This window comes from Okeania sp. SIO1H4, assembly GCF_010672695.1.
Taxonomy (GTDB): Bacteria; Cyanobacteriota; Cyanobacteriia; order Cyanobacteriales; family Microcoleaceae; genus Okeania; species Okeania hirsuta.
This window is the reverse complement of sequence record NZ_JAAHGB010000032.1, coordinates 47,045-72,557: the sequence shown is the minus strand read 5'-3', so window position 1 is coordinate 72,557 and position 25,513 is coordinate 47,045. Positions and strand designations below refer to the sequence as shown.

The following is a 25,513-nucleotide window of genomic DNA, read 5'->3' as shown; positions in this document are numbered from 1 at the left end:
GGTCAAATTTTAGCCTGGGTGAAAAAACAAATAAAACTAGATAGTATTATAGTCTGTGATAGTGCTTTATATAGCCAAAATAATATCCAATTAATCTCAAATTGAAAATGGATAACTCGAGTCCCAATGACTTTAAAAAAAGCCAAAGAAGTAATTGAATTAGACCTTGAAGAAGTAACAATCCCCCCGGAAACAGATCCATAAATTCAAGAAATAACCAGGATTATTCAAGAAAAAGGATATAAATGGTTGGAGCAAAATGTAACTTATGCGGGTGTCAAACAAAGGTGGTTAATTGTAGAAAGTGAATCCCGGAAAAAAAGTGATATCCAGAAGTTAAAATTGAAATTAAATATCATAAATTAGACAAAATCTGGTTATTAAAGATATTTTATAGGATGTAAGATTCAACCCTCACCTCATTTCCCCTAAACCCTGTCTACATAAAAGGATGCTCTATAAACCGAATTTAGGATTATATTCTGAATCAGCTTATCTGGCCATGAAAAAAAATTGATTGTAACTAATTATCTCAACTTGGTATCATAAATATGATTTAGATGAAAAACCCCGATTAAAAGAAAACTCGAAAATGACAAAAGAAACTATCGAAACATTAGTCAATTCTTATTTTACAAATATGGCAGCGATGAATGCCGAAGCATGGGTAGAAAACTTTGCTGAAGACGGTGTTATCTATGACCCTGTGGGTAAACCACCTAGCAATGTACAGTCAGATTATCAGAAATTCTTTGGGCTATTATCAATGATTTTTGCTCAACTAGAATTGACACCAAACAATATATTTATTGTAGATAATGGAGCAGCAGTTAAATGGACGATGCAAGGAGTGGGAAAAAATGGTAATCAGGGAGTTGCAGAGGGAATTAGTATATTTGAAATTAATGAAAATGGCAAAATTAAACAAGTATCTTCTTATTGGGATGATGCAGCAATGATGGCTCAAATCAAAGGTGAGTAAGAAGGTGTTAGGTTTTAGGTAGTTATTTAAGTGACAAGAAAAATTTTTGATTTTTCCCCTTCACAAATTTAGTGGTAAGTAGGTAAGTATAAATAAAGGGCATTGGTGAATGCGTAATGCTTTTGTCTCAAATATCTATGAAAAAAACTATAATTGTACCGTTCATAAATATTTAATGGCATTACCTAATCACCAACCCCAAATAAAGAGGTGTTGGTAAATTAGGATTTTCATCTTTATCTATTATGCCTTTTGTTTTTTACCTTCTTTCAAATACCAACCTGTCTTATCAAAAAATTTTTCTTCCTTAAAGGTGAAATGCTTGTTGAGCAGCTTTAATATTTTCTGGTGTTTCAGAAATGGGAACAGTTACAGAAATATTATCAACTAAACAAATCAAACAAGGTGTGGGGGAGGCCGCACGAATAGCTTGAATAGCCAACCCGTAGGCCAGTAAAGCATGATGGGAAGTTTGCCAGACTTCTTTATTGGTATTAACCAGAGTACCTGGAGCGTGGGAAAGGTCAGAATTGACGGCATAACCGAGATGCGTAAAACAAGTAATTTCATTGATAGTTATCCAGTTAGTGATGCGATCGCCCAACCGACTTAGCACAGCAGTTACATAGTCTGCAAAATCTTTTGCCATTTCCCGACTACGCCAAGACCGATATAAGTCTTCCAAGGTTTGAGGACTATCCCAATGAAATAGAGTTGCATGGGGAGTAATATTGTGTTGATGCAGACAGTCTACTAAACGGCGATAAAAATCTATCCCTGCTTCATTGACTATACCCCGACCATCAGGAATAATGCGTGGCCAAGCAATACTAAAGCGATAATGTTTGACACCAAGTTGCGCCATTAGTTTAATAGAGTTGTCGCTAAATAAAGGAAAAAATCACTCTAACCTAGACAGAGCAATAATTCCCAGCATGTTTACAGCCAATAGCTACAATCCTTACAGAACAAGGTTTTTGGGATTTTTTTAAGGAATTAAAGCGACAAGTCTAATAGAGTTGTCGCTAAATAAGGGAAAAAAATCACTCTAACCTAGACAGAGCAATAATTCCCAGCATTTTTGCTATCCCATAGCTACAATTCTTACAGAACAAGGTTTTTGGGATTTTTTTAAGGAATTAAAGCGACAAGTCTAATATCTGTTTCGTAACGATGATAGTGGTCGCAAGCTATTGCACCTGTATCGCCATGTAACACTTTTCCTGGAGTTTGGCTAAAGGTATCCCAGACGCTAGGTTTGCGACCTGCTTCTGTGGCGGCACCTTCTATTTGATAGGAAGCGGTAGCTACTCCCCACATAAAATCGTCTGGAAATTTATAACTATTCATATATTCAATTTTTTTCAAAGGAAACAGGGAACAGGGAATATACAGCGCTTTCTGTTGTTATGAGGTACACCCCGAAGCGGACAAGATGCCCGCACTACAATATTTTCATCATTTACCCTGTACCTCATTTGCCCGAAATATGCTGTAGAATCTAAATGATTTTTAGCTGATCACAAGGACATTATGTTTACTACTCCTTCATCTCCCCATCTCCCCATCTCCCCATCTCCCCATCTCTCCCGCTCAAGAAAACCTCGATCAAAAATGAGGAACTGATTTTCTCAGTTCCCCATCCGTTATTTCCATTTGAATCTATAATTTGCAAAGTATTCCCAAAAAGTTGAATAAATCAATTATTTCTAAATTCCTAATTTTAGTTTGAATCCTTCTTCTCGTTTATCCCCTTCTAGGGTATTTTCTAGAGGATTTTCTGATTTAGGCAGATCTGAGTTTACAGGAATCGAGACTCCTGGTATCACTTCTACGTTTTGTTGTTGACGACGCAGTTCATAAGGTTTAATTCCATTTGTAGGAGAGCTACTAGATTTTGGGTCATCAGTATATGTGCTGTAATTATCTTTATTAATGGATCTGCCTTCTACTGTCTTCAGAGAGTCTCCAGAAAGAGTTGTTTCTCCAATTTGAGGATTATTTGATTGTGCTCTAGTAGTAGGAGTATAAGATAGCAAGATTGCACCAATACCTAAGATAGTAATGATTGTCTTCATTATCAATTTTCTTTTATTGTTGTGTAGGGTTTATATCCTTTATTGTACTATCTAATTATTGAAAATGCTAGGAAAACTTTTTCTAAATGTAGAAATAATACTTCAGTATAACTACTAAATTTATTTTAATTTTAATGTAAAAAAACAATCTAAGCACAAATGCTGATAGTTCTTTACAAATACTATTTTTCGTCAAAAAAAGTATATTTTTTTAGATAAATTAGTCACTTATTACTTTCTTCAGTAAAAACATTAAATTAAACTTAAAATATTCAACAAAAACAACTGTTGAAGTTGCAACTTTAGTGTGTACTATACCTAATGATTATTTCAGGAATCGGAGATACTAATTATAGTAAAGAGTTTAAATTTCAATCCAGATAAAAAAATATTTGTCAAGTTACTTCTGAACTTTACTGATAAATTTTTCAAACATAAACATAAATGTAAAAAAATAGTAGGTGTTAGAGAGGTATTTTCAACAATTCTTTATGGAAAAAAGTAGGAAAAGGTGTAAAATAGTATCTTAGCAATTAATCTATAAAATTATTAGAAAAATTGATATTAATTATACCAAATTTTTTCAGATTATTCGCTAGTAATATTTTTGACTCCTCATCCTCCTCTGCCCAACACAAAGGAAATAAAAACTTAAAAATCACTTAATAGCCTAATCTTTCTGAGAACAAAAGTTAACACGGTTTCTTGGGAAGAAATTATATCAGCTCGACCTTCCATTCCTGGTTGGATTAGATATTGACGACCGCTCCTAACTAAGTAAGGTTTTTCAGGTTCTATAGTCACTTCATAATAAGCTTCACGAAGTGCTTCTGAGGTGATAGCATCTGGAGAAATTGAATTGACAGTTCCTTTGAGAATACCATAGTCCGGAAAAGGATACGCTGAAATCCTCATTTGCACAGGTAGGCCGACTTTTACCCTAGCAATATCTGCTGCTGTTACTCTGCCTTTAAATACTAAAGGTGCATTACTAGGAACAATCTGAGCGATCGCTGCTCCTGACTTTACAGTTTGCCCAGGATTACGCAAAGATAGTTTAAAGATAGTACCATCTACAGGGACTCGAATTACACTATTATCAAGTTTAATATCTACTTTTTCTAGTTCTCTGGTACCTGCAGTCAAATCTTTAATTAATTTTGTCCGCTTCACAATTAGGTCTCGTCGATCCTTAGCAAATTGTTGCGCAACTGTAGGTAAAGATTGAGATAAATCTAAAATGGCTGATTCAACAGATGCATTATCTATTTTATTGTTTGCTGTTGTACTCGATCTAGATTTCTGAAAAGTCTGAGGTTTCGCGGTAGCTAAAATTTGAACTTCTACAGCAGAAATTTGTTGATTTATCTGTTCTAGTTCTACCTCACACTGTTTTATTTTTTCCTGTAGTTGATTTTTTTGGCGATTAAGTGCAGATTCATCTATGCGTGCGATGGTCTCTCCCATCTCAACAGTTTGATTTTCACTTACTTCTACACTTTCAACTTTACCTTCTGTAAGTGCCTGAACAATTCTTACGTCTCCTGTTGGTCGAGCAATTGCTTCAGTTCTTACAGTAGGGTTGTACTTTACTACACTCATTAGAGCAATAGCGACACCAAATGTTCCTACTAAAAACATTCCTCCTATTTTGCTCCAAGGACTTAGAGGAGGGAGAAATTCATCACTTTCTAGAGGTTGTAGTTCTACATAATCAGAATTATTTAACATAATTGATATTCACTTATTAAATTGAAGAAGGTGGTAGGTTTTAGGTGGTAGGTTTTAGGTGAAAAAGCTTACCGAAAAATTTGGGTAGTTACGCCTCCTCTTTTAAGAGGATAAAAAGCAGTCGATCTTCGGAGCTTCCCGTAGGGTGGGATGGCGATCTTCGGAGCGGGTCTGTAAGAACAGGTCTCTTCGCCATATCCATGAGACCAAGAGAAAAGAAAATTCCGTATTTTCGTAGCCTCCTGATTGCAGAGGTACTGAAGTCCGCAGTTCCTCCGGAGGAGGCGTGCCTGATAACTGAAATGACCGCACCACCTACATACCTAATACGCAAGGGAAGTCTAGGGATAATAGTTATTTTACTAATTTCTTACAAATTATTTAGAGAGTTGCTATATCAACTTAGAGTAATGAGCGGTAAGAGTGTTGTATACGAACCCTCTACAATATAATGTAGATAGTATTGTTTTTTGAATTTGGTATGACAAATTATTGATAACTGCTGTATTTAATTTATACTCTAATAATTTTTGCAGATTTGTTTCAACTTAATCCGGATAGAATGAAAACTTGAAGAAATTAGGATTAAAGTCAACAATTAACAATAATATCATGTCCGGTTGAACAGTTATAAATAAACGACGGAGTCCTCAGGAGTCAACCCACCCCTAACCCCTCCCAGGAGGGGAAGTCAGGAGTCAGGAGAAAAAAAGAGGGAAGAAGAAGGAAAAAAAGGAGAAAGTTTTTTCATCACTAATTATCCGGACATGATATAACCCGATCGTCGAAGTATACAAAACTCCGGACACTGCAGATTATTTTGGAATTATCAAGTACAATTCGTATCCGCTCAGTAAATTGGGGTAATAAAGAGAAAAAGTAGAGCTAGTGTTGTAGAATATGACCCATGACGCAAAAACTATCATCAGAGAAATTAGTGGCCACATTACTGCAATCAATTGACCCAGGTTTGATTGCAGATGAAGGAGTGCGTCAAACAGTAGAACTATTACTGAATCTGGTAGAACAACTCAACTCAAAAGTTATACAATTAGAAGAACAAAACCAAAAGCTGCGGGACGAAAACAACCGTCTCAAAGGTGAACTTGGCAAACCAGACATCAAAGCTAGCAAAAAGAGAGAATCTCAGAAAAACCACTCGTCAGAGAAAGAACGAAAAACTCCAAGAGAACATAGTAAAACCAGTAAAAAGGAGACAATAAAAGTAGACCGAGAAGAAATAGTATTCTATTCTACGGAAGAGCTACCAGCAGATGCAGAGTTTAAAGGTTACGAAGAAGTAATTGTTCAAGACATTTTACTAAAAACAGATAACGTATTGTTTCCCAAGGAAAAATACTACTCACCTCAAAACCAAAAAACTTTTTTGGCAGAATTACCACAAGGTTACGAAGGAGAATTTGGTCCAGGAATTAAAACCTTAATCATTAGTTTGTACTATGGGGGAAATATGACCCAAGGCAAACTGTTAGAGTTTTTAGAGGATATGGGCATCTCCATTTCAGCAGGGCATTTGTCTAATTTATTAATCAAAAACCAGGCTTTTTTTGAGAGAGAAAAAAGCGAAATCTATGAAGCAGGACTCCAAAGTAGTCCATGGCAGCACTTTGACCAAACGGGAGCCAGAGTGGGAGGAGTAAACTATACCACGAATGTAGTGTGTAACCCTCTTTATACGGTTTACTTTACCACTGCCAACAAAGATAGATTAAGTGTGCTTCAAGGTTTACTGGACGGACGAGAACTAGAGTTCCGACTCAATCCCCTGACTTTTTAACTGTTGGAGACCTTGCAATTACCAGATAAATGGAAGAAGTTTCTCGAATTGTTGCCCCAAGAAACTGTATTGAATTCCACAGAGTTTAATGAGCTACTAGATAGGTATTTACCATTATTAGGAGATCTCCAACGTAAACGTATTTTAGAAGCAGCAGCAATCGCTTTTTACCATCACCAAACTGACTGGCCAGTCATACAAACTCTCGTAAGTGATGATGCACCTCAATTCAAGTTACTAACAGAGAATTTGGCTTTGTGTTGGGTACATGAGGGACGACATTATAAAAAGTTAACTCCCCTAGTTGATGATCATCAAAAACTCCTAGAGCAATTCTTGGATGATTTTTGGGATTACTATGGAGATTTACTGGCTTATAGAGATGCTCCTACACTTTCAACTGCTAACAGATTACGCTCTGAATTTTCTCGACTTTTCACTACTGAGAGTGGTGATCAGCAGTTGGATGAACGAAAACAATTAACTGCGGCCAAAATTTGGGAATTGTTGCTGGTGTTAGACCATCCGGAATTACCATTGCATAATAACCCGGCAGAGTTAGCTGCTAGGACGATGGTTCAACGACGCAATATCAGTTATGGAACTCAGACGGCTGAGGGGACTGCATCTTGGGATACTTTTATGTCCCTGGTTGCTACTACTCGTAAACTGGGATTGAGCTTTTTTGAATATGTACGCGATCGCATTACCCAGACTAGGAATATTCCCCCTCTGGCAACTATTATTTACGATCGCTCTTCTGTGATTTCTTTTGGTTGGTCTTGGCAGCTATAAATCATTGCCTACCCCATTATATTGAATGGATACTACAATTCCTTCATAAATTCAAGAACTCAGCTAAAGATTACTACTATTTAATTCAGGACTTACGCATGAGGTACGAAGAACTAGGATTTGAGATGGCTTTCCGTTCCGGACTGCTGCGCAAACCCTGTGGATTGCTTCGGACGAAAATTAGGTTGCAGGTGCGTAAGTCCTATAATTAAAATTATTAACCATGAGGAAGTTAATTATGCAAGAACTTCAAAAAAAGCAACTTTTTACAAAACTTAATCCTAAAGAATCTACCTACATAAATGGTGGTTACAATGAAAATTATCAAAATCGCCGTAATTTTTTAGGTTTTCAACTTTGTCCTCGCAGTTATTATGGTGATAACCGCTATTATTCTGACTACCAACCTTATAATTCTAATTACTATAAAGGGAATATAAAAGGCTACTACTAAAGTATTTTTTGTGTTTATACTTCTATTGATTAAAGCACAATTAATTGTAATTTTATAGTAGCGATATAGTAGCGATCTAGTAGTGAAGTACTATTATATAGTGCTGATTATTGTGCTACAAAAAAATATTTATCTCCAATACCTCCATTGCAATTTTAAATATATATAACCCTGATGGGAGATCTTATACAAATTCCCATGGATTAATGCTATGCTTAGGTAGCACTTCAGTTATCAAGTAATTAACACAGGTTGAATAACTTTTTTGCTAATTAGTAGCTCAGTTAATGTTAATAATTATTATCTTTACTTCCCCTCCTGGGAGGGGGAGGGGCGAGGGGTGGGTTCCCTCCCTGTACAGACCTTGCAGACAAGGTCTTGTAGGGGCAAACGGCCGTTTGCTCCTACTCTCCTACCCCCGGCTCAAGAAAATGTAGAAAAGTTTTTGATAAATGGTATTAGGTATCTCTAGAAAAGAGGAATTAGGAGTAAATAATTGATGTGTATAGTGCAATAATTGATTTGATTTTTGATTATTGGAAATGTCTATTCATGTACTTAAATATAGGGAGATAGAGAGATGGTAAATATGGGGGGGATTTTCACCTTTTTCCCCTATTCTATTTCTCGATATCCTGACTTCTGTACGTCGTCCTACCGATGGCTCCCCTACCTGAGTCCTTTGCCAAAAATTCGTACCTTTACAAAGATACCAAATGGCCTCTATATAGCATTTTTAATATTTGCTTAGTGATTTTTGATGTGAAATCACCACAATATAAATAGTTATCCGGATTTTACCCACTTATGAAGAATACTTAAATATAATTCCTACTATATATAGGGATTATTACACATTACTAATCTCATCAAACTTGAGGAAAATCTTCATGCAAGAAACAAAAAATAATCAACTCTTTACTGAAATTTCTTCAGAAGAGTCTGCCACTATTAATGGTGGTCATGGCTATTATGGTCGTCGGTATTATAGTTATGGCTATCGTAGTTATTACCGTAGTCACCCTGTACGTTACTACTCCCGTCGTCGCTACTATGGCTATAGGTCTAACTGCTACTAATTTAAACTTATTAGTTGAATTCCAAAGCACTTTTAAAGAGCTTTTTAGCAACCTCTAAAGAATCGCTAATCAAAAAAAATTCTCCGGATTCTGGAATTCACCAAGGAAAAATACATTAGAAATAGCAAGATAGTTAAATAAATATCGATAATTTTTAACCATCTTGTAAACACAATTAATCAAGAGGATAATCTTATGCAAGAAACTCAAAACACTGAATTATTTTCTGAGCTTTCTACCGAAGAATCTGCCACTATTAATGGTGGTCATCATTTCGATGATTGTTACGATTATGGTCGTTTTCGACGTTATTCTCGTCGCCCTGTGAGTTATCACTACCATAGTTATCGCTATAGTCGTCCTGTACGTTACAGCTATAGACGTTACGATTGCTACTAAAAATTGGCTATATAATTACAACTTTTTAAGTTGAATTTATAGTTGAATTAAATTTAGCACCTATAGTTTTATAGGTGCTTTTTTATAACAATTGAATTCTGAGTACTGGAATTTAGACTAAATAGTTGAACAGATTTTCAAAGAAAAGAGGTACAAAGTTTTATTGCTCTAGGGAACACCGGATCTGGGAACAGGCAACAGGAAATACAGGAATAAATAGTCTTATAACTGTACCTCACTATCTTTAAAAGTGCTGTAAGCTGCTTGGCAACTGCTATACCTACTTCCCCTCTTGATTGCGAATATCGCACATTTCATTTTCTCAAGCATCAACCAAAATTATCAGGTGTGTGGAGGGAAAATATCTACTATCGCAATAGTCATTTACCAAAATTATCAGGTGTGTGGAGGAAAAATATCTACTTCCTCTCTTTGTTGCGAATGTCGCAATAGTCATTTCATTTCGTTAAGCACCATTGATCAGGTGTGTGGAGAGAAAATATCTACTTCCCCTCTCTGTTGCGAATGTCGCAATAGTCATTTCATTTTATCAAGCACCATTGATCAGGTGTGTGGAGGAAAAATATCTACTTCCCCTTTCTGTTGCGGATGTCGCAATAGTCATTTCATTTTATCAAGCACCATTGATCAGGTGTGTGGAGGAAAAATATCTACTTCCCCTCTCTGTTGCGGATGTCGCAATAGTCATTTCATTTTATCAAGCACCATTGATCAGGTGTGTGGAGGGGACATGATGTAATATCATTTCCGCTTGAATACTTATTCTTTGGTAGAAGGAAGACAGAAGGCAGAAGATTTTCTTCCCATTGTGATGTAATTTTATACACAAACGATGCTACCGGACATGATATAACAAACCCATACTGACACTTATGTTTTCAATCTAGGTTTGTTATATCTATTGAAGACGTTAAATTTGACAATAACGTTGTAAACCTGCTGTTTCCTGACTATATGCTTCCATATCAATTTTCACAGGTTCGACATTCCAAATTTCCTGACAATATTCATTAATAGTACGGTCAGCTGAAAATTTACCCATATTAATAGAGTTAATAATCGACATCCGAGTCCAATATTCGGGGTTACGATAAGCCTGATTAACTCTTTCCTGACAATCAATATAAGTCTGATAATCAGCAAACAACATATATTCATCTTTTCTTAGTAAAGATTCTACAATTGGATGGAATAAATGTGGTTTGCCAGGTGAGAAATAACCAGAAACAATACGGTCAATAACCTGCCGTAATTCTTGGTTATAAGTATAGTATTGCTCCGGATTATATCCTTGATATTTTAATGCTTTAGCCTCTTCAACATTCAATCCAAATAGGAAGAAATTTTCAGCACCAACAGCTTCGCGAATCTCAATATTTGCCCCATCAAGAGTACCAATAGTTAAAGCACCATTTAGGGAAAATTTCATATTGCCAGTACCAGAAGCTTCCTTTCCAGCAGTAGAAATTTGCTCAGAAAGGTCGGCAGCAGGATAAATTCGCTGACCGATAGATACAGAGAAATTAGGTATAAAAACTACCTTGAGGCGATCGCGTACATCTGGGTCATTATTTACTATTTCCCCTACAGCATTAATTAATTTAATGATTAATTTTGCCATATAATAACCTGGTGCAGCCTTCGCGCCAAAAATGAAAGTGCGGTGCAAAATATCTACATCTGGATTCTGTTTAATTCGATTATAAAGGGTAATAATATGCAGCACATTCAACAGTTGACGCTTATATTCATGGAGTCGTTTTACCTGAATATCAAACAGAGAGTTAGGATTAACTACAATTCCTATTTTTTGCTGAATATAAGCAGCTAAATCTTGCTTATTTTCATGTTTAATCTGACTCCAATTATGACGAAATTCAGGGTCATCAATAAACCTCTCAAGCTGCTTAATTTCCTCTAAATTTTTAATCCAATTTTTGCCAATTTTATCCGTAATTAGTAATGCCAACTTCGGGTTACTAATTAATAACCAACGACGAGGAGTAATACCATTAGTTTTATTCGTAAATTTATCAGGCCAAAATTCGTAGAAATCTCTCAAAACATCTGTTTTCAACAGTTGAGTATGCAATGCTGCCACACCATTGATAGCATGAGCGCCAGTACAGGCTAAATGAGCCATCCGCACGCGTTTTTCAGGAAATTCTTCGATCAGAGACATCCGTGCCAACCGCCCATCATCTCCTGGATAACGTTTCTTAACTTTTTCTAGGAAACGGAAATTAATTTCGTAAATAATTTCAAGATGTCGTGGTAGCAGAGTTGCGAACATACTGACTGGCCAACGTTCTAGAGCTTCTGATAGTAGTGTATGGTTAGTATAGCCAAAGGTGTTTTGAGTAATATTCCAAGCTTTTTCCCACTCCATATCATGTTCATCTACTAACAGGCGCATTAATTCAGCGACCCCTATAGAGGGGTGAGTATCATTGAGCTGAATGGCTGCTTTTTCGTGAAAGTTATCTAAATTGGGATTCCGTGACAAGTGAGTACGAATGATATCTTGCAAGGAACAACTGATGAAGAAATACTGTTGCTCTAAGCGCAACATTTTGCCTTGAAATATATTATCGTTGGGATAGAGAACTTTAGAAATATTTTCAGAGGAAGTTTTGTCTTCAACGGCGCGGTGATAGTCACCGGAGTCAAAAACTTGCAGGTCAAATTCATTACTTGCTTTAGCGCTCCACAGGCGTAGAGTATTTACTGTGTTGGTATTGTACCCAGGCACAAGAGTATCGTAGGGCATTCCAATGACTGTACGTTCGGGTATCCATCTGACCCGATAGTTGCCTTGTTTGTCTGGGTATGCTTCTGTGTAACCACCGAATTTTATTTGTACTTGGTCTTCATGGCGAGGAATTTCCCAAGGGTTGCCCAGACTTAACCATTTATCTGGCTGTTCAACTTGATAGCCATTTTGAATTTGTTGTTTGAAAATGCCAAATTCATAACGAATGCCGTAGCCTACTGCGGGAATTTCTAGGGTAGCGAGGGAGTCTAGAAAACAAGCAGCTAGACGACCTAAACCACCATTGCCTAAACCGGGTTCTGGTTCTTTTTCGATTAAGTCATCAAGTTTAAGACATGATTCTTCGAGAGCTTGACGCGCAACTTCCCAACAACCTACATTGACTAGGTTTTTAGCTAGTTGGCGACCCATCAGAAATTCGGCTGAGAGATAGTATACTGTTTTGACGTTTTGATGGAAGTATGTTTTTGTGGTTTTGAGCCAACGGTGTAACAAACGGTCGCGAACTGTATATGCTAACGCCATATAATAATTATAGGTGGTAGCAAATTCTATATCTTTCCCCTGTAAATAATATAAGTTATCGGCGATCGCTCGTTTGATGGTATCGAGGCTAGTTCCTGTGCGATCGTCTTCTACTTGAATTTTTACTTTTTCTGTGTACGATGCACTCTGTTCTTGATGTACTTCTTGCATAATTCTATAATTTGGTAATCTGACGATTTATTGACAACATTCAAAGCAAATTTACAGGGCTTTTTAAGAATTAGTTCAGTCCCCATATTCTGGTGAAAAGCTATATTTTTAGTTAACTTTTCATTTAGTATCAGGATTACTTCAGCTTGTATCTGGTAGTTTTTTTATGTTTTAATAATACACCCATTTGATTACCTTTCATAGAGATTAAGTTTCGTTATTTTAATTTCTTTTTATATTAAATCAAAAATATTTTAGTATAATGTAATAATTTTTCCAACAAATTAATTGATTTTCTGATTTAATTTATTGACAAATTTTTAATTGTGGTAAATTTTAAAGAAAAAATAAAATTTTAGATAAATTTAAAGATATAGAGTATATTGTAGCGGTTTTAAATTAAAAAAAAGAAAACAGAGAATCAAAAATAGAATAACTGAATAGTTAATACCTTTAAATTAATATGATATTAAATGAACTAGACAGTAGCGCACATAATTAATATTAGATACAAAAATTGCTTCTAGTGGAATTTTTTTGTTACCTTTTAATTGATGAGTTTTAAAATAGTTTAGGAGTGAATTGCATTGATAGTATCACCGATTTAATATTAGAGAATAAAGGAGTACAATTTATTATTACTAGCCATTATCAATAATATCGGAACTAAAAATTGGAAAATAGTCACTCGTTAAGGTAACCTAGTATAGGTTAAAATGATCGTGTCTTCGTTTATCTAAAATCTAAAAACCCCAACGTTGTACTTATGACTCAATCTTTTGCTACTACTACACAAGCTGCTTTTTTGCTCAATATCTCCACTGGTAGATTGCGGGAGCTACTGAATCAAGGTCGTGTTAGAGATGCTCGTAAAGTCGGAAGACTTTGGATGATTCCCCTTAATTCTAGGGGAATGCCAGAAATTAAACCAGGTCGTCGTGGTCCGGAAGGTACTTGGAACAAGAATCGACGCTCCGGCAATACTTTTGTTCATGTTCTACGAAAGACTATTGACTATAACCGAGACAATGGAACTTCTTATCCAGTAGTTGCGGTAAAAGTGGGAGATAAAAAGGATTATTGCCACGCCCTGAAAATAAAAGGACCTTGCCAAATCGTTTATCAACCCCATGATCCCAATAAAAGTCAAGCGGGAGGAGCGCGTCTGTGGATAGAAGTAGAACCAGAACATATAGTAGAGCGAGTATATTTCAGTAATGGAGATTATGGTCCGCCACCAGAGGTGACTGAGCAGAGAGCGAAACTTAAAAAGAAAAAGTCAAAACAAAAAAAGCCAAAACAAAAAAAGTCAAAAATAAAAGGAAAAAAGAAATAACATAGTCATTTAGATAAATAGTTAGCTGGGAAAAGAGAATTTATGAGCAGTGGATGTCTTCTGTTATGTTTTGTGATGTCTCTAAATAAATAGAATTATCTTGCGTAACTAATTCTACGCATATTTAGTGGTAGAAAAGTTTAAAGGATTATCATTAGGATGTGCTTCAAACCATAAAGCTTAACTCAGAAAAATCTATTCCTCCATCCCACTCAATATATCTACCACCCTCTCCTAATTTTACTTGTGAAAAAAAATTGGATCGGATAAAGGGGGAAACGCTCCACCTTGGTTAATAATAGGTTTAAAATTTACAATAATCTAACTACCACCAGAATAAATAAGACGCAGTTTGTAGTTAGATTCAGCAGTTAAGCTGGTAATAATATAAGGCATAATTAACTGCTATTTTAAGAATTAAAAGTATAGTACTATAGCAGTCGAAGTATAGTCCTAAACGTCAGTCAGAAGTTAGAAGTAATCTCTGATAAATTTCAGCATTTAGGGTTGTCCTAATCTTGGCTTCGACTGCTATAAATTAGGACAATAAACCTCCTACAATTTTAATCAGAGGGTAAATCGCGCAACTTACTTTGCCGTAATTTTTCTAGCAAAGAGGAGGGGTCAATTCCTGCATCTTGGTAAGCTTGAATAGCACGTTTACGCCAGTCAAGATTTTCTTCTCCTGGAAAGCTTCGCCTTAATTCTCTAACTGTAGATACTGCATTAGTTGCCCACTTCTTGAAGTCTTCTAAATTCCAGTAACATACGTCTGCTGTATAAGGTTTAGCATCAGGTTCTATTTTTGCACAAGGTGTAATGAGGACTGGAATAATATCTGCGGATTGAGATAAAGAGGTATCTTTATTTTCTCTAATCCATTTTGGGTGCGATGCTGCCTCTCTAACTTTGACAGACCCGAGGGTAGTTTCTGTATTGCCTTCTGAGTGGTCTTCAAATACTATGCACAAGTCATCTCCAGCAATCCACCAAGGGTCTGGAGCGCTATGGGTTGTGGAGTTACCTGAGTCATAACCCAATAGTTTTCCTAATCTTTCATGGCCGTCCTCAAATTTTTTACTTAGCTTGTTACGCCCCTCATCTGTCAGATTTTGCCGATCTTTTATTGGGGGATTTAGATTATCAAAAATTGCTCTTACCTCTTTATCAAATTTTGTACTATTCCTTGTACCTAATTTGATTAATCGCTGCTCTAAACCTTCTATCACTTTGCTAAGTCTTGGATCGACTTGAGGAACTTCATCTTCTAATGACAATCGAGCAAGTCGTGAAAACCATGTAACCTCTGGAGCAACTTTAGCAGCACGTTTAAAATAATCTCTTGCCTTACTTTCCATAGAGGTAATTCCATCTTTTGCCCCCATCCATGCAGCACTTCCTGCAAGATAGTACCAAAAAGCTATGTAACCTCTAAGTTCTTCATCATTTACCTGATTAAGCTGACTAAAAACACTTTCGCACTTAGCTAGAGCTTCTTCAAAATTGCGATGCCAAATACAATACTGATATTTTACTTCATCAGAAACAGTTTCTTTCAGCTTTTCTATTGCAGGTAGTTTAGCTTGCTCTAATGCTCCTCTATGATAAATTATGTCTTCCTCAGCTTGATTCCATTTTTCTCCATGTTCTAAAAAAATATTAAGGTTTTCAAGAAAATTCCTCTCTTTTTCTTTTTCTGCTTCAGATTGCTCAATTCCATATTCAATTTCCGCAAAATATGTTTCTTCTTTTTCTGCTTCAGATTGCTCAATTCCATATTCAATTTCCGCTTGTAATTCAGGATGTAAAAACTTTTGTTTGTCAGGATTAAGCAAAAGATTTTTTAACTCATCTCCTAATATAACTACTGCTGCATAATCAGTATCAGACCTTGTACAACGCCCCACTGCTTGAACCATTCTAGTTATAATCCTGTCATTGAAAATTACAGCAGCACACAAACGGGTAACTAAAAATTTTTCTTGAATATTTGTAGCTCGCTGCAAATCTTTAACTATTAGTAACCGACATTCATCTTTTGGTAGATCGATTCCATCATATCTATTTGCTAGGACACCAACAGCTCCATCTTTGCAAATAAAATCTTGCTTAGAAGTTTCAATTTCTTTACTTTCAAATATTTGGTGTTTTGTCTGCTCTTTAATCTTATTTTTTACTTTTTCTGCTTGCTCATCATCTGGAACTAAGAAAAGAGAGCGAGGAGTTGAACGGAGCATTTTCATTACTAAATTTAAGGATGATTCTTCATTAAGAGAGCTTTCAGGAAAAAAGAAAAAACGACGACCAATTCCTTGCTTATCCCAACCTTCTGGTACTGGTAAACGAACTATATTTTCCATACCGAAAAGACGCTCTATTTCTCCTCCTTCTCCTAAAGTTGCAGACATATATAAACGTTGTTTTGCTTGTGAAAATGGTTTATGTGTTTTAGTAGGAGGTATTACAGGTCTAATTAATATCGCGTTAAAACTCAAATATATATGGCAGGCAAAAAGATGATCTCTTAGTACAGACCAAGGATATTTCATGTTAGAATCACAGCTATCATCAGAAGTATATCCATCTATTAGTTCAATTAACTCTAGTATTTTTTCATATAAATCTGATGTAGGGATTTTGGCAACCCAACTTTTATCAGATATATCTGGGGATTCTTTAAAAAATATTGAATAGTCTGATTCTGAAAGAATTGGTCTTAAAAACGATACAATATTCTTGAAAAGTGAGTCATGTTTTTTTCGCTCAATTAATATTGACCAAAATTTAGCGACATAGTTTTCGGCAGCATGAGCATCGTCTAATATAATTAAATTTGCATCCTGAAAAAATGAGTTGGTGTTAAATAGACCACTATATGTAGTAACAGCTAAAGTTTTTCCACGGCTATATTCTGTCTTGATTCTAGGATCATATTCCTTTTGTTTTCCAGTAAAAGCTTTCGCTTTTATTCCATACTCATTAATAGACTTCTCAACTACTTGATTAACTAATTGACGAGTAGGGCAAAGATATACTACTTTTTCTCTGAACTTTCGTCGTCGCCATTCCCCAATTAATAATCCAACTAGAGTTTTACCACTGCCAGTAGGAAGTTGCAAAGCTACATTAGATTTGTTCAAAGTTTCTTCTTTTTGATATTCTCGTAATATGTCTGCTTGATGAGAAAGAAGACCTTCTATTTTTCGATTTCTTAAGTCGCGGAAAAGTGCTTCTGGAGTTTCAGGTATTATGGTTGAATGCCTAGTCTTTTTTAGTGCCATATTTATATGAATTTGTGAAAAAATACTACTTCATTATACTGCTTTAATTTCAAAATAGAGGGCGGGAGTTAACCCACCCTCAATTCACTTAATTTACTGAATAATTAAGGTTTAAAGCCTCTCCTTTAAAGCAGAAGAAAAAAAATTATTTTTAGTCAATCTTCTCCTTGAAAAGAAGAGGTAATTATTAATTATTAATTATTCATTATTCATTGTTCTACTACTTCCCAACACTAACTGGCATCCCCAGAATCTCCTCAATCTTGGGCATCTCTTCCAACGGAATCACTCGCCCTTCATCCTCAAAACCAGCAATCTGATCGAAATTCAAATACCGATACAAATCTGCCGCAAACGGATCGACTTTCTCCTTCATAATCTCCAAATACTCATCCACACTAGGTATCCGACCTAACAGCGCACACACCGCCGCCAACTCAGCGGAACCCAAATACACCCGGGCACCTTTACCCATGCGATTATTAAAATTCCGTGTCGAAGTCGAGAACACAGTCACGCCATCTTTCACCCGCGCTTGATTTCCCATACACAACGAACATCCAGGCATTTCCGTCCGCGCACCAGCAGCAGCAAACACCCCATACATTCCTTCCTCGCGCAACTGTTTCTCATCCATGCGAGTCGGAGGACAAATCCACAAAACGCCCTTCACTGTACCAGCACCTTCCAATACTTTCGCAGCAGCACGATAGTGACCGATATTCGTCATGCAGGAACCGATAAACACCTCATCAATTTTATCCCCCGCACATTCCGACATCAACTTAATATTATCCGGGTCATTGGGAGCCGCTACAATAGGTTCCTTAATTTCATTCAAATCTACCTCAATAACTTCCGCATATTCTGCATCCGCATCCCCAGACATTAATTCTGGATTTGCCAACCATTGCTCCATCTTAGCAACCCGACGCATAATAGTCCGTGCATCTGGATAACCCCGCGCCACCATATTTTTCAACAACGTAATATTAGAACGCAGATACTCAGAAACAGTCTCCGTTCCCAACTTAATCGTCGAACCAGCACAAGAACGTTCCGCAGTTGCATCAGTCAATTCAAAAGCTTGCTCAACCTTCAAATCAGGCAAACCTTCCATTTCCATAATTCGCCCAGAGAATACATTCTTCTTATTCTCCAACGCAACAGTTAACAACCCTTTTTGAATCGCCACATAAGGAATAGCATTCACAATATCCCGCAATGTAACCCCCGGTTGTAACTTACCCTTAAACCGAACCAAAACAGATTCTGGCATATCCAATGGCATTAAACCTAAAGCTGCTGCAAATGCTACTAAACCGGAACCAGCAGGAAAAGAAATTCCCAAAGGAAAACGAGTATGAGAGTCCCCACCTGTTCCCACCGTATCCGGTAACAACATCCGGTTTAACCAAGAGTGAATAATTCCATCTCCCGGACGCAACGCCACTCCACCACGAGCAGAAAAGAAATCTGGTAATTCTTTGTGAGTCTTAATATCAACTGGTTTGGGATAAGCTGCTGTATGGCAAAAACTCTGCATTACTAAGTCGGAGCTAAAACCTAAACAGGCAAGTTCTTTCATTTCATCCCTGGTCATAGGTCCGGTGGTGTCTTGAGAACCTACTGTTGTCATCAATGGTTCGCAAGCTGTTCCCGGACGAACTCCTGGTAAACCACAAGCTTTACCGACCATTTTTTGTGCCAAGGTGAAACCTTTACCAGTATCTTCAGGCATTTGGGGACGGTTGAATGCAGCGCTGGTTTCTAATCCTAGAGCGTTGCGAGTTTTGTCAGTGAGGGTACGCCCTATTAATAGGGGAATACGTCCACCTGCTTGTACTTCGTCGAAGATAGTTTCTGGTTTGAGGGTGAATGTGGAAATAATTTCCCCTGCTTCGTTAGTAATTTCGCCTTTGTAGGGATGAATAGTTATTACCATTCCTGTTTCCATTTTGGTAACATCACATTCGATGGGTAATGCACCAGAGTCTTCGGCAGTATTGAAGAAAATCGGAGCAATTTTACCACCCAGGATATATCCACCAGATCGCTTATTGGGAATATAGGGAATGTCTTCTCCAATATGCCATAACACGGAGTTACAGGCAGATTTCCGGGATGAACCTGTACCGACTACATCTCCAACATAGGCGACTGGATGACCTTTTTGTTTTAATTCTGCAATAGTTTTCAACCCTTCTGGCATTTTTGACTCTAGCATTGCTAATGCGTGGAGTGGGATGTCGGGACGGGTGGTAGCATGGGGGGCTGGTGAAAGGTCGTCGGTGTTGGTTTCGCCAGGAACTTTGAAGATAGTGACGGTAATTTTTTCTGGGAGTTGGGGGCGAGTGGTAAACCATTCTGCTGCTGCCCAAGAATCTACTACTTGTTTGGCGTAGGGGTTGATTTGGGATAGTTCGATGACATCGTTGAAGGCATCGTAGACTAGCAGAATTTTACTTAAAGCTTTAGCTGCTGTGTTTGCTAGTTCGGAATTTTCTGATTTGAGTAGCTCAATCAGAGATTGAACGTTATAACCGCCGACCATTGTTCCTAATAGTTCTACTGCATAGGTGGGGGTAATGAGAGGACTGATAATTTCTCCTTTAGCAATACCTGTGAGAAATCCTGCTTTGACATAAGCTGCTTCATCTACTCCTGGTGGTACGCGATCGCGCAGTAATGCCATTAATTTTTCTTCTTTTCCCATAGGTGGATTTTTCAGCAGTTCGCATAATTCTGATGTTTGTTGGGCGTCTAGTGGCAGTGGTGGAATTCCTAAATCTGCCCGTTGTTTAACGTGATTTTCATAGTTGTCTAACATTGTTCGGGTGTCCTCCAGGTTTACATCGTCAATTCTATAATTTTAGATATTTTTTTCAGGGATATATCTGATCCAATATCCCACCAATATAGAATGGTAACCTAACTAAAAAAACAGTAGGTTTCAATACTTCATTATTGCTTTTCCAGTTGTCTTTTTTACAGAAACTATTGTCTATAAAATTCTGATTGCTACGCTCCAGAGATTCTAATTGTAGAAGACCTTGCTTAGAATCCTTACAATTAGTAGGGCTTAAATCTGAGGGCGAACATTAAACCATTACCTAAAATCTATTTATCTTCTTCATCAAAACTTTATATAAATAGTTTATCTAGACTATATTTGTGTGCTATGGCTAATTTTTGATTGCTACCAACATGAAATTATTTGTGTGAGCAATTGCCTTTTTTGTGGCAGCGATCGCTTATATAACTAATCTTGACATATTATTTACCTACTTTAATTTTCATAAATCTTTAGAAAAAATATTAAAAAAAATTTACAAATTACTTTAAGATTTAATTATTGAGATTAAAATAAGTTTATGTTGCAATATTGATAATCTATCACAAGATGATTATCAGGTTTGATCGGGGTGTGATAATTTTTTCAGGTGCTATTTGATTTGAGAATGTAATAAATGTCACTTTTATGATTAGGGATCGCTAATTATTTCAGATCGGTAGTGTAACATAATCAGCAAAAAAATCAGAAAAGACAATCAAAATAAAATTAAAATAAATCATTGAAGAAGGAGACAGGAGACAGGAGACAGGAGGAAAATTACATGGGGATTCGCTCCCCCAAGTAATTTTGAACACCGTGTAGACGGTGGGGTATTAAACCCACAAAGAAAATGATAAAAATACAACTTTAAAAATACAACTTTATAAATAAATTAAAAAGTTAAAATATAGGTTTTAAGTAAGCTATGAAAAAAAGAAAAAATGAAGAATTGTGGAAGAATATTGCGGAAGTAATGCCAGTAGCAATAGTAATTAGCCGTGCAGTTGATTGTGTGATACTTTTCAATAACAAACTCTTTGAATTTACCTTTGGACTTCCTGGTCAAAAATTAATCGGTCGTCCCAAATCAGGTTTTTACTGTAATCCTCAAGAATGTGAATTGTTGTTCGCAAATCTGCATCAAGGAGGTGTAGTGCGAGACCGCGAAGTGTACTTAAAAAAAGCAGATGGCACACCATTTTGGGCTAAGACATCAATGCATTCCATCAAGTTTAATGGGGAAACTGCAATACTGTCAATATTTTTGGACATCTCAGAACGCAAATTTGCCCAACAGTCACTAAAAAGACAAGCTTTAACTTTTGAGAATATCTATGATGGGGTAATTCTTACGGATATTCATGGTCATATTATTGATTGGAACCCAGCAGCAACTAGAATGTTTGGCTATAGCAAAACTGAAGTTTTGGGTAAGACTCCAGGCATTTTACACAAACCGCAAGAAGCTTCTGTGTTAACTCAGGAAATTCTCAAGAAGATGAAGGAAGATGGTCGCTGGGCAGGAGAAATAAACTTTATTCGCAAAGATGGTAGTGAAGGCATATGCGAAACTACAGTTGTACCGATGCTAGATAAATCTCATCAGATAGTTGCAACTATAGGAGTTAACCGAGATATTAAAGAGCAAAAGCAAGCGCAAGTAAATGAAGACCTACTCTTAGATTGCCTCAAATCTCGCGAACGTCAACAAGCAGCAGTAGCATGGTTAGGGCAAAAAGCTATAGCAACATCAGATTATCATACACTGCTTGATACAGCTGCCACCATAATTGCCAAAACTTTGAATGTAAAATTTAGCCAAATTCTAGAGTTGTTACCTGGAAATAATGCTCTGCTCCTCCGTGCTGGAGTAGGTTGGAAAAAAGGATTGATTGGTAAAGCGACAATTACTGCTGCCAGAGAAAAGTCTCAAGCTGGTTATACTCTTTTTGTTGACAAACCAGTTACGGTCAAAGATTTTCCTGTGGAAACTAGCTTTTCAGGTTCTCCTCTCCTACATAACCATCACATCGTTAGTGGTGCTACTTTGATCATACCTAACTTGAAAATTACAGCATATCAAACAACCGATCCCGAACTTACTCATAAAGCTTGGGGTGTTTTGGGGGTTCATAGTTGTGAACATCGAGAATTTACCCAGGATGAAATATACTTTCTCGAAGCGATCGCTAATATTATCGCAACTGCCATTGAGCGTCATGCTAATCAGGAACACTTGGAACTGATGAAGCGAGCTCTTGATAGTAGTAACAATGGCATCGTGATCACTGATGCTACTCAGCCAGATAATCCCATTATTTATGTTAATCCTAGTTTCCAACAGATCACAGGTTATCAAGCTGAAGAACTAATTGGCAAAAATTGTCGATTTTTGCAGGGAAAATCAACAAATCAGCCAGCAATTTCTAAGTTAAGAAATGCCATTTTACATGGTCAAGAATGTCATGTTATTTTGCAAAATGTACGGAAAGATGGCACAGATTTTTGGAATGAACTATTCGTTGCACCAGTTTACAACTCTCAAAAGCATTTAACACATTTTATTGGTATTCAAACAGATGTTACGGAAAGATTCCGTTGGGAAGCAGAATTATTTATTAAGTCCCAAGCTTTAGAACAATTTAGTTCTAGTCTGAAACAACTGCATAGAATTGCTACTCGTAATTATCATAATATAGAAGAACTTTTTGCTGATTACCTCCAAGCTGGTTGTGAAATTTTTGGCACGGATACTGGTGTTATTGGTGAAATAAAAGAGGGATTATATATTGTTAGAGCTGTACAATCAAAACAGGATTATTTTGTACCAGGAAGAAAATTTAATTTATGTGATACTTTCTGTAATAGAGTAGTTAAAGAAAAAAGAACAATCTGTATTGATGAGTTAGAACCCTCGGAAGCAAAAAGTATGCCCATAAAAGTATATATTTGTACTCCAATATTTGTAAATCATCAAATCTATGGTACTTTATGTTTCTTATCTTCCCAAGCAAGAATTAAAGAATTTGAATACTACGAAGAAGAAATTATTGAATTAATGGCTCAAGGAATTGGCAAATTTATTACAGCTCATCAAATAGAGTTGGAACGTCAGCAAGCTGAAGTGTTACTCCGAGAAAGCGAAAAACGTTACCGTCGTTTAGTAGAATCTTCACCAGAAGCAATATCAGTAATTTGGATGGAAAAAATTGTCTATATCAATACTGCTGGTGCTCAGTTACTTGGTGCAAAATCTCCAAAAGAAATTATTGGTCAATCGATCTGGAAATTTATTCACCCAGACTACATAGAATTAGAGAAGCAGAGACTGCAAAAAGTTCAGCACCAAAGACAACAAACACATTTAGAAGAAGAAAAGTTAATCACCCTGGATAGAGAAATTATAGATGTCGAAATAACTGGAATACCCTATACTTATTATGACAAGGCAGCAGTGCAGATAATGATTAGAGATATCACTCAACGCAAACAAGCACAGCAAAAACTGCTCCATGACGCCCTTCATGATGCACTGACAGGTTTACCAAACCGTACCTTATTATTTGATAGATTAGAACAAGCGCTGCGTCGGTCTAGACAACATTTAGATTATGAGTTTGTTGTTCTTTTTCTAGATTTGGATCGGTTTAAAGTAATTAACGACACATTAGGACATTATATAGGAGATCAACTATTAATAGCGATCGCCAAGATACTCCAGAGTTGTATTAAAGCATCAGATACTCTGGCAAGATTAGGAGGAGACGAATTCACAATATTATTAGAGTATCCACCGGACATTAGCTATGCTGCTAGAGTAGCTCGTAAAATTAATCAAAAACTTGCCAAACCAATTTATATAGAAGGACATGAAATTTTTACTACAGCTAGTATTGGTATTGTTCACAGTCGCGGAAATTTTACTAATCATAATCATACCGATAAAAATTATCCCCCTATTTGTCCTGTCTACAACAATCCAGAAGACTTACTACGAGATGCAGATATTGCTATGTATAGGGCTAAAGCTTCTGGTAAAGCCAGACATGAAGTATTTGATTTGATCATGCACGACGAAGCTATATCCTTGCTGGAGCTAGAAAATGACCTCCGACGAGCTGTAGAAATGATTAAACAAGATCCAGCTAATTCTCAATTTATCTTAAATTACCAGCCAATTATCTGTTTATCTACAGGTAAAATTACAGGTTTTGAAGCTTTGATACGTTGGCATCATCCAACTAAAGGCTTGATTTCTCCAGGAAAGTTTATTCCTCTGGCAGAAGAAACTGGTTTAATTGTTCCTCTAGGAATGTGGGTATTACGAGCTGCTTGTCATCAATTAACTATTTGGCAGCAAGAGTCCTTTGGACATAAATATCAAGAAAACAATTGTCAGTTTATAGTTAATAGCACTCAAGAAATATCCTCAACATCTAACTGTTTATCTCAAGTTAACAATGGCAATGGCAAATGTCATACTAATTGTCCTGCGTTTAATTCTACTTGTGAATTTCCTAACTACAATTTGACCATGAGTGTTAATCTTTCTAGTCACCAAATTTCACAACCAAATTTAGTAGAAGAAATTGACGAAATTTTGCAAGCAACAGACTGTAAACCTAATTATTTAAAACTTGAAATTACTGAAACAGTGATTATGAAAAATGTTATTTTAGCAACCACAGTATTGAATCAATTGAAAAATCGAAATATTAAATTATCAATTGATGACTTTGGTACAGGTTATTCATCATTAAGTTATCTACACCAATTCCCAATTAATAGTTTGAAAATTGATCGCTCTTTTGTTAGCCCATTAGACCTGAATGTTACTGGTCAGTCGTTAAAAATTGTTAGTGCCATTACTGCACTAGCTCATAATTTAGGCTTAGACATCGTTGCAGAAGGAATAGAAACTCAAGAGCAAATGCAACAACTAAAGCGACTTAAATGTGAAAAAGGACAAGGATATTTATTTTCAAAACCAGTGGATAGTTACCAAGCAACTAAACTACTTCGTAATTTTAACTATCATCAAATATTGCAATAGATATTTTCAGGAAAGAGGGAACAGGGAACAGGGAACAGGGAACAGAGAGGAATAATTGATAATTTATGGATAAGAATTGATTTGATTTTTGATTTTTACCAGATGTCTAATAGACATCTTTAGCAAAGGAGTCAGGAGGGAAGAAAAAACAGAAGAAAGAGACAGTTTTTTGTTTGCTGGTACACAACTACGTTAACGCAG

The 25,513-nt window shown here is 36.4% G+C and carries 15 protein-coding genes; 8 read left to right on the top strand and 7 right to left on the bottom strand.

Translation table 11 applies throughout. The features are described 5' to 3' along the window. Window positions 1-592: 592 nt before the first annotated feature. Window positions 593-982: a nuclear transport factor 2 family protein gene (locus F6K06_RS19730; RefSeq protein ID WP_124145581.1), complete on the top strand. Its 390-nt coding sequence runs from the start codon at window positions 593-595 to the stop codon at window positions 980-982. A gap of 307 nt (window positions 983-1,289) precedes the next feature. Here the strand turns inward: F6K06_RS19730 and F6K06_RS19725 are convergent, their stop codons facing one another. The 4 genes from F6K06_RS19725 to F6K06_RS19710 form a co-directional block, all read right to left on the bottom strand. Further along, the gene (locus F6K06_RS19725; RefSeq protein ID WP_275670395.1) at window positions 1,290-1,856 is read right to left on the bottom strand and encodes a glycoside hydrolase family 1 protein; all 567 of its coding nucleotides are present in this window, start codon (window positions 1,854-1,856) and stop codon (window positions 1,290-1,292) included. 257 nt (window positions 1,857-2,113) lie between these two features. Next, window positions 2,114-2,332, bottom strand: a complete 219-nt coding sequence (locus tag F6K06_RS19720) for a family 1 glycosylhydrolase (RefSeq protein WP_124145579.1) — start codon at window positions 2,330-2,332, stop codon at window positions 2,114-2,116. Window positions 2,333-2,691: 359 nt separating this feature from the next. Continuing rightward, window positions 2,692-3,060: a hypothetical protein gene (locus F6K06_RS19715; RefSeq protein ID WP_124145578.1), complete on the bottom strand. Its 369-nt coding sequence runs from the start codon at window positions 3,058-3,060 to the stop codon at window positions 2,692-2,694. Window positions 3,061-3,711: 651 nt separating this feature from the next. Next, window positions 3,712-4,791 (bottom strand): HlyD family secretion protein, encoded by a 1,080-nt coding sequence (locus F6K06_RS19710; protein WP_124145577.1) that lies wholly within the window; start codon window positions 4,789-4,791, stop codon window positions 3,712-3,714. Between the two features lie 907 nt (window positions 4,792-5,698). On the opposite strand from F6K06_RS19710, the gene F6K06_RS19705 reads away from it, so the two are divergent. From F6K06_RS19705 to F6K06_RS19685, 5 genes are all read left to right on the top strand, one after another. Continuing rightward, the gene (locus F6K06_RS19705; RefSeq protein WP_287242838.1) at window positions 5,699-6,589 is read left to right on the top strand and encodes a hypothetical protein; all 891 of its coding nucleotides are present in this window, start codon (window positions 5,699-5,701) and stop codon (window positions 6,587-6,589) included. Between the two features lie 12 nt (window positions 6,590-6,601). After that, complete coding sequence (locus F6K06_RS19700) at window positions 6,602-7,384, top strand: transposase (RefSeq protein ID WP_287242839.1); 783 nt, start codon at window positions 6,602-6,604, stop codon at window positions 7,382-7,384. 238 nt (window positions 7,385-7,622) lie between these two features. Next, window positions 7,623-7,838 (top strand): hypothetical protein, encoded by a 216-nt coding sequence (locus tag F6K06_RS19695; protein WP_124154676.1) that lies wholly within the window; start codon window positions 7,623-7,625, stop codon window positions 7,836-7,838. An 890-nt stretch (window positions 7,839-8,728) separates the two neighbouring features. Further along, the gene (locus tag F6K06_RS19690; RefSeq protein ID WP_124145575.1) at window positions 8,729-8,917 is read left to right on the top strand and encodes a hypothetical protein; all 189 of its coding nucleotides are present in this window, start codon (window positions 8,729-8,731) and stop codon (window positions 8,915-8,917) included. Window positions 8,918-9,112: 195 nt separating this feature from the next. Further along, on the top strand, window positions 9,113-9,316 hold the full coding sequence (locus F6K06_RS19685) for a hypothetical protein (RefSeq protein ID WP_124145574.1): 204 nt from the start codon (window positions 9,113-9,115) through the stop codon (window positions 9,314-9,316). 931 nt (window positions 9,317-10,247) lie between these two features. On the opposite strand, the gene F6K06_RS19680 is transcribed toward F6K06_RS19685, so the two are convergent. Next, complete coding sequence (locus tag F6K06_RS19680; RefSeq protein ID WP_124145573.1) at window positions 10,248-12,806, bottom strand: glycogen/starch/alpha-glucan phosphorylase; 2,559 nt, start codon at window positions 12,804-12,806, stop codon at window positions 10,248-10,250. 766 nt (window positions 12,807-13,572) lie between these two features. On the opposite strand from F6K06_RS19680, the gene F6K06_RS19675 reads away from it, so the two are divergent. Then, window positions 13,573-14,142 carry a helix-turn-helix domain-containing protein gene (locus F6K06_RS19675; RefSeq protein ID WP_192901142.1) on the top strand — a complete coding sequence of 190 codons (570 nt, stop codon included), beginning with the start codon at window positions 13,573-13,575 and terminating at the stop codon, window positions 14,140-14,142. Between the two features lie 563 nt (window positions 14,143-14,705). Here the strand turns inward: F6K06_RS19675 and F6K06_RS19670 are convergent. Further along, window positions 14,706-17,423 (bottom strand): DEAD/DEAH box helicase family protein, encoded by a 2,718-nt coding sequence (locus tag F6K06_RS19670; RefSeq protein ID WP_287242842.1) that lies wholly within the window; start codon window positions 17,421-17,423, stop codon window positions 14,706-14,708. Window positions 17,424-17,643: 220 nt separating this feature from the next. Then, complete coding sequence (acnB, locus tag F6K06_RS19665) at window positions 17,644-20,253, bottom strand: bifunctional aconitate hydratase 2/2-methylisocitrate dehydratase (RefSeq protein ID WP_287242843.1); 2,610 nt, start codon at window positions 20,251-20,253, stop codon at window positions 17,644-17,646. Window positions 20,254-21,184: 931 nt separating this feature from the next. Between acnB and F6K06_RS19660 the strand changes: the two genes are divergently transcribed. Beyond that, window positions 21,185-25,312 (top strand): PAS domain S-box protein, encoded by a 4,128-nt coding sequence (locus F6K06_RS19660; protein ID WP_287242844.1) that lies wholly within the window; start codon window positions 21,185-21,187, stop codon window positions 25,310-25,312. Window positions 25,313-25,513: the final 201 nt, after the last annotated feature.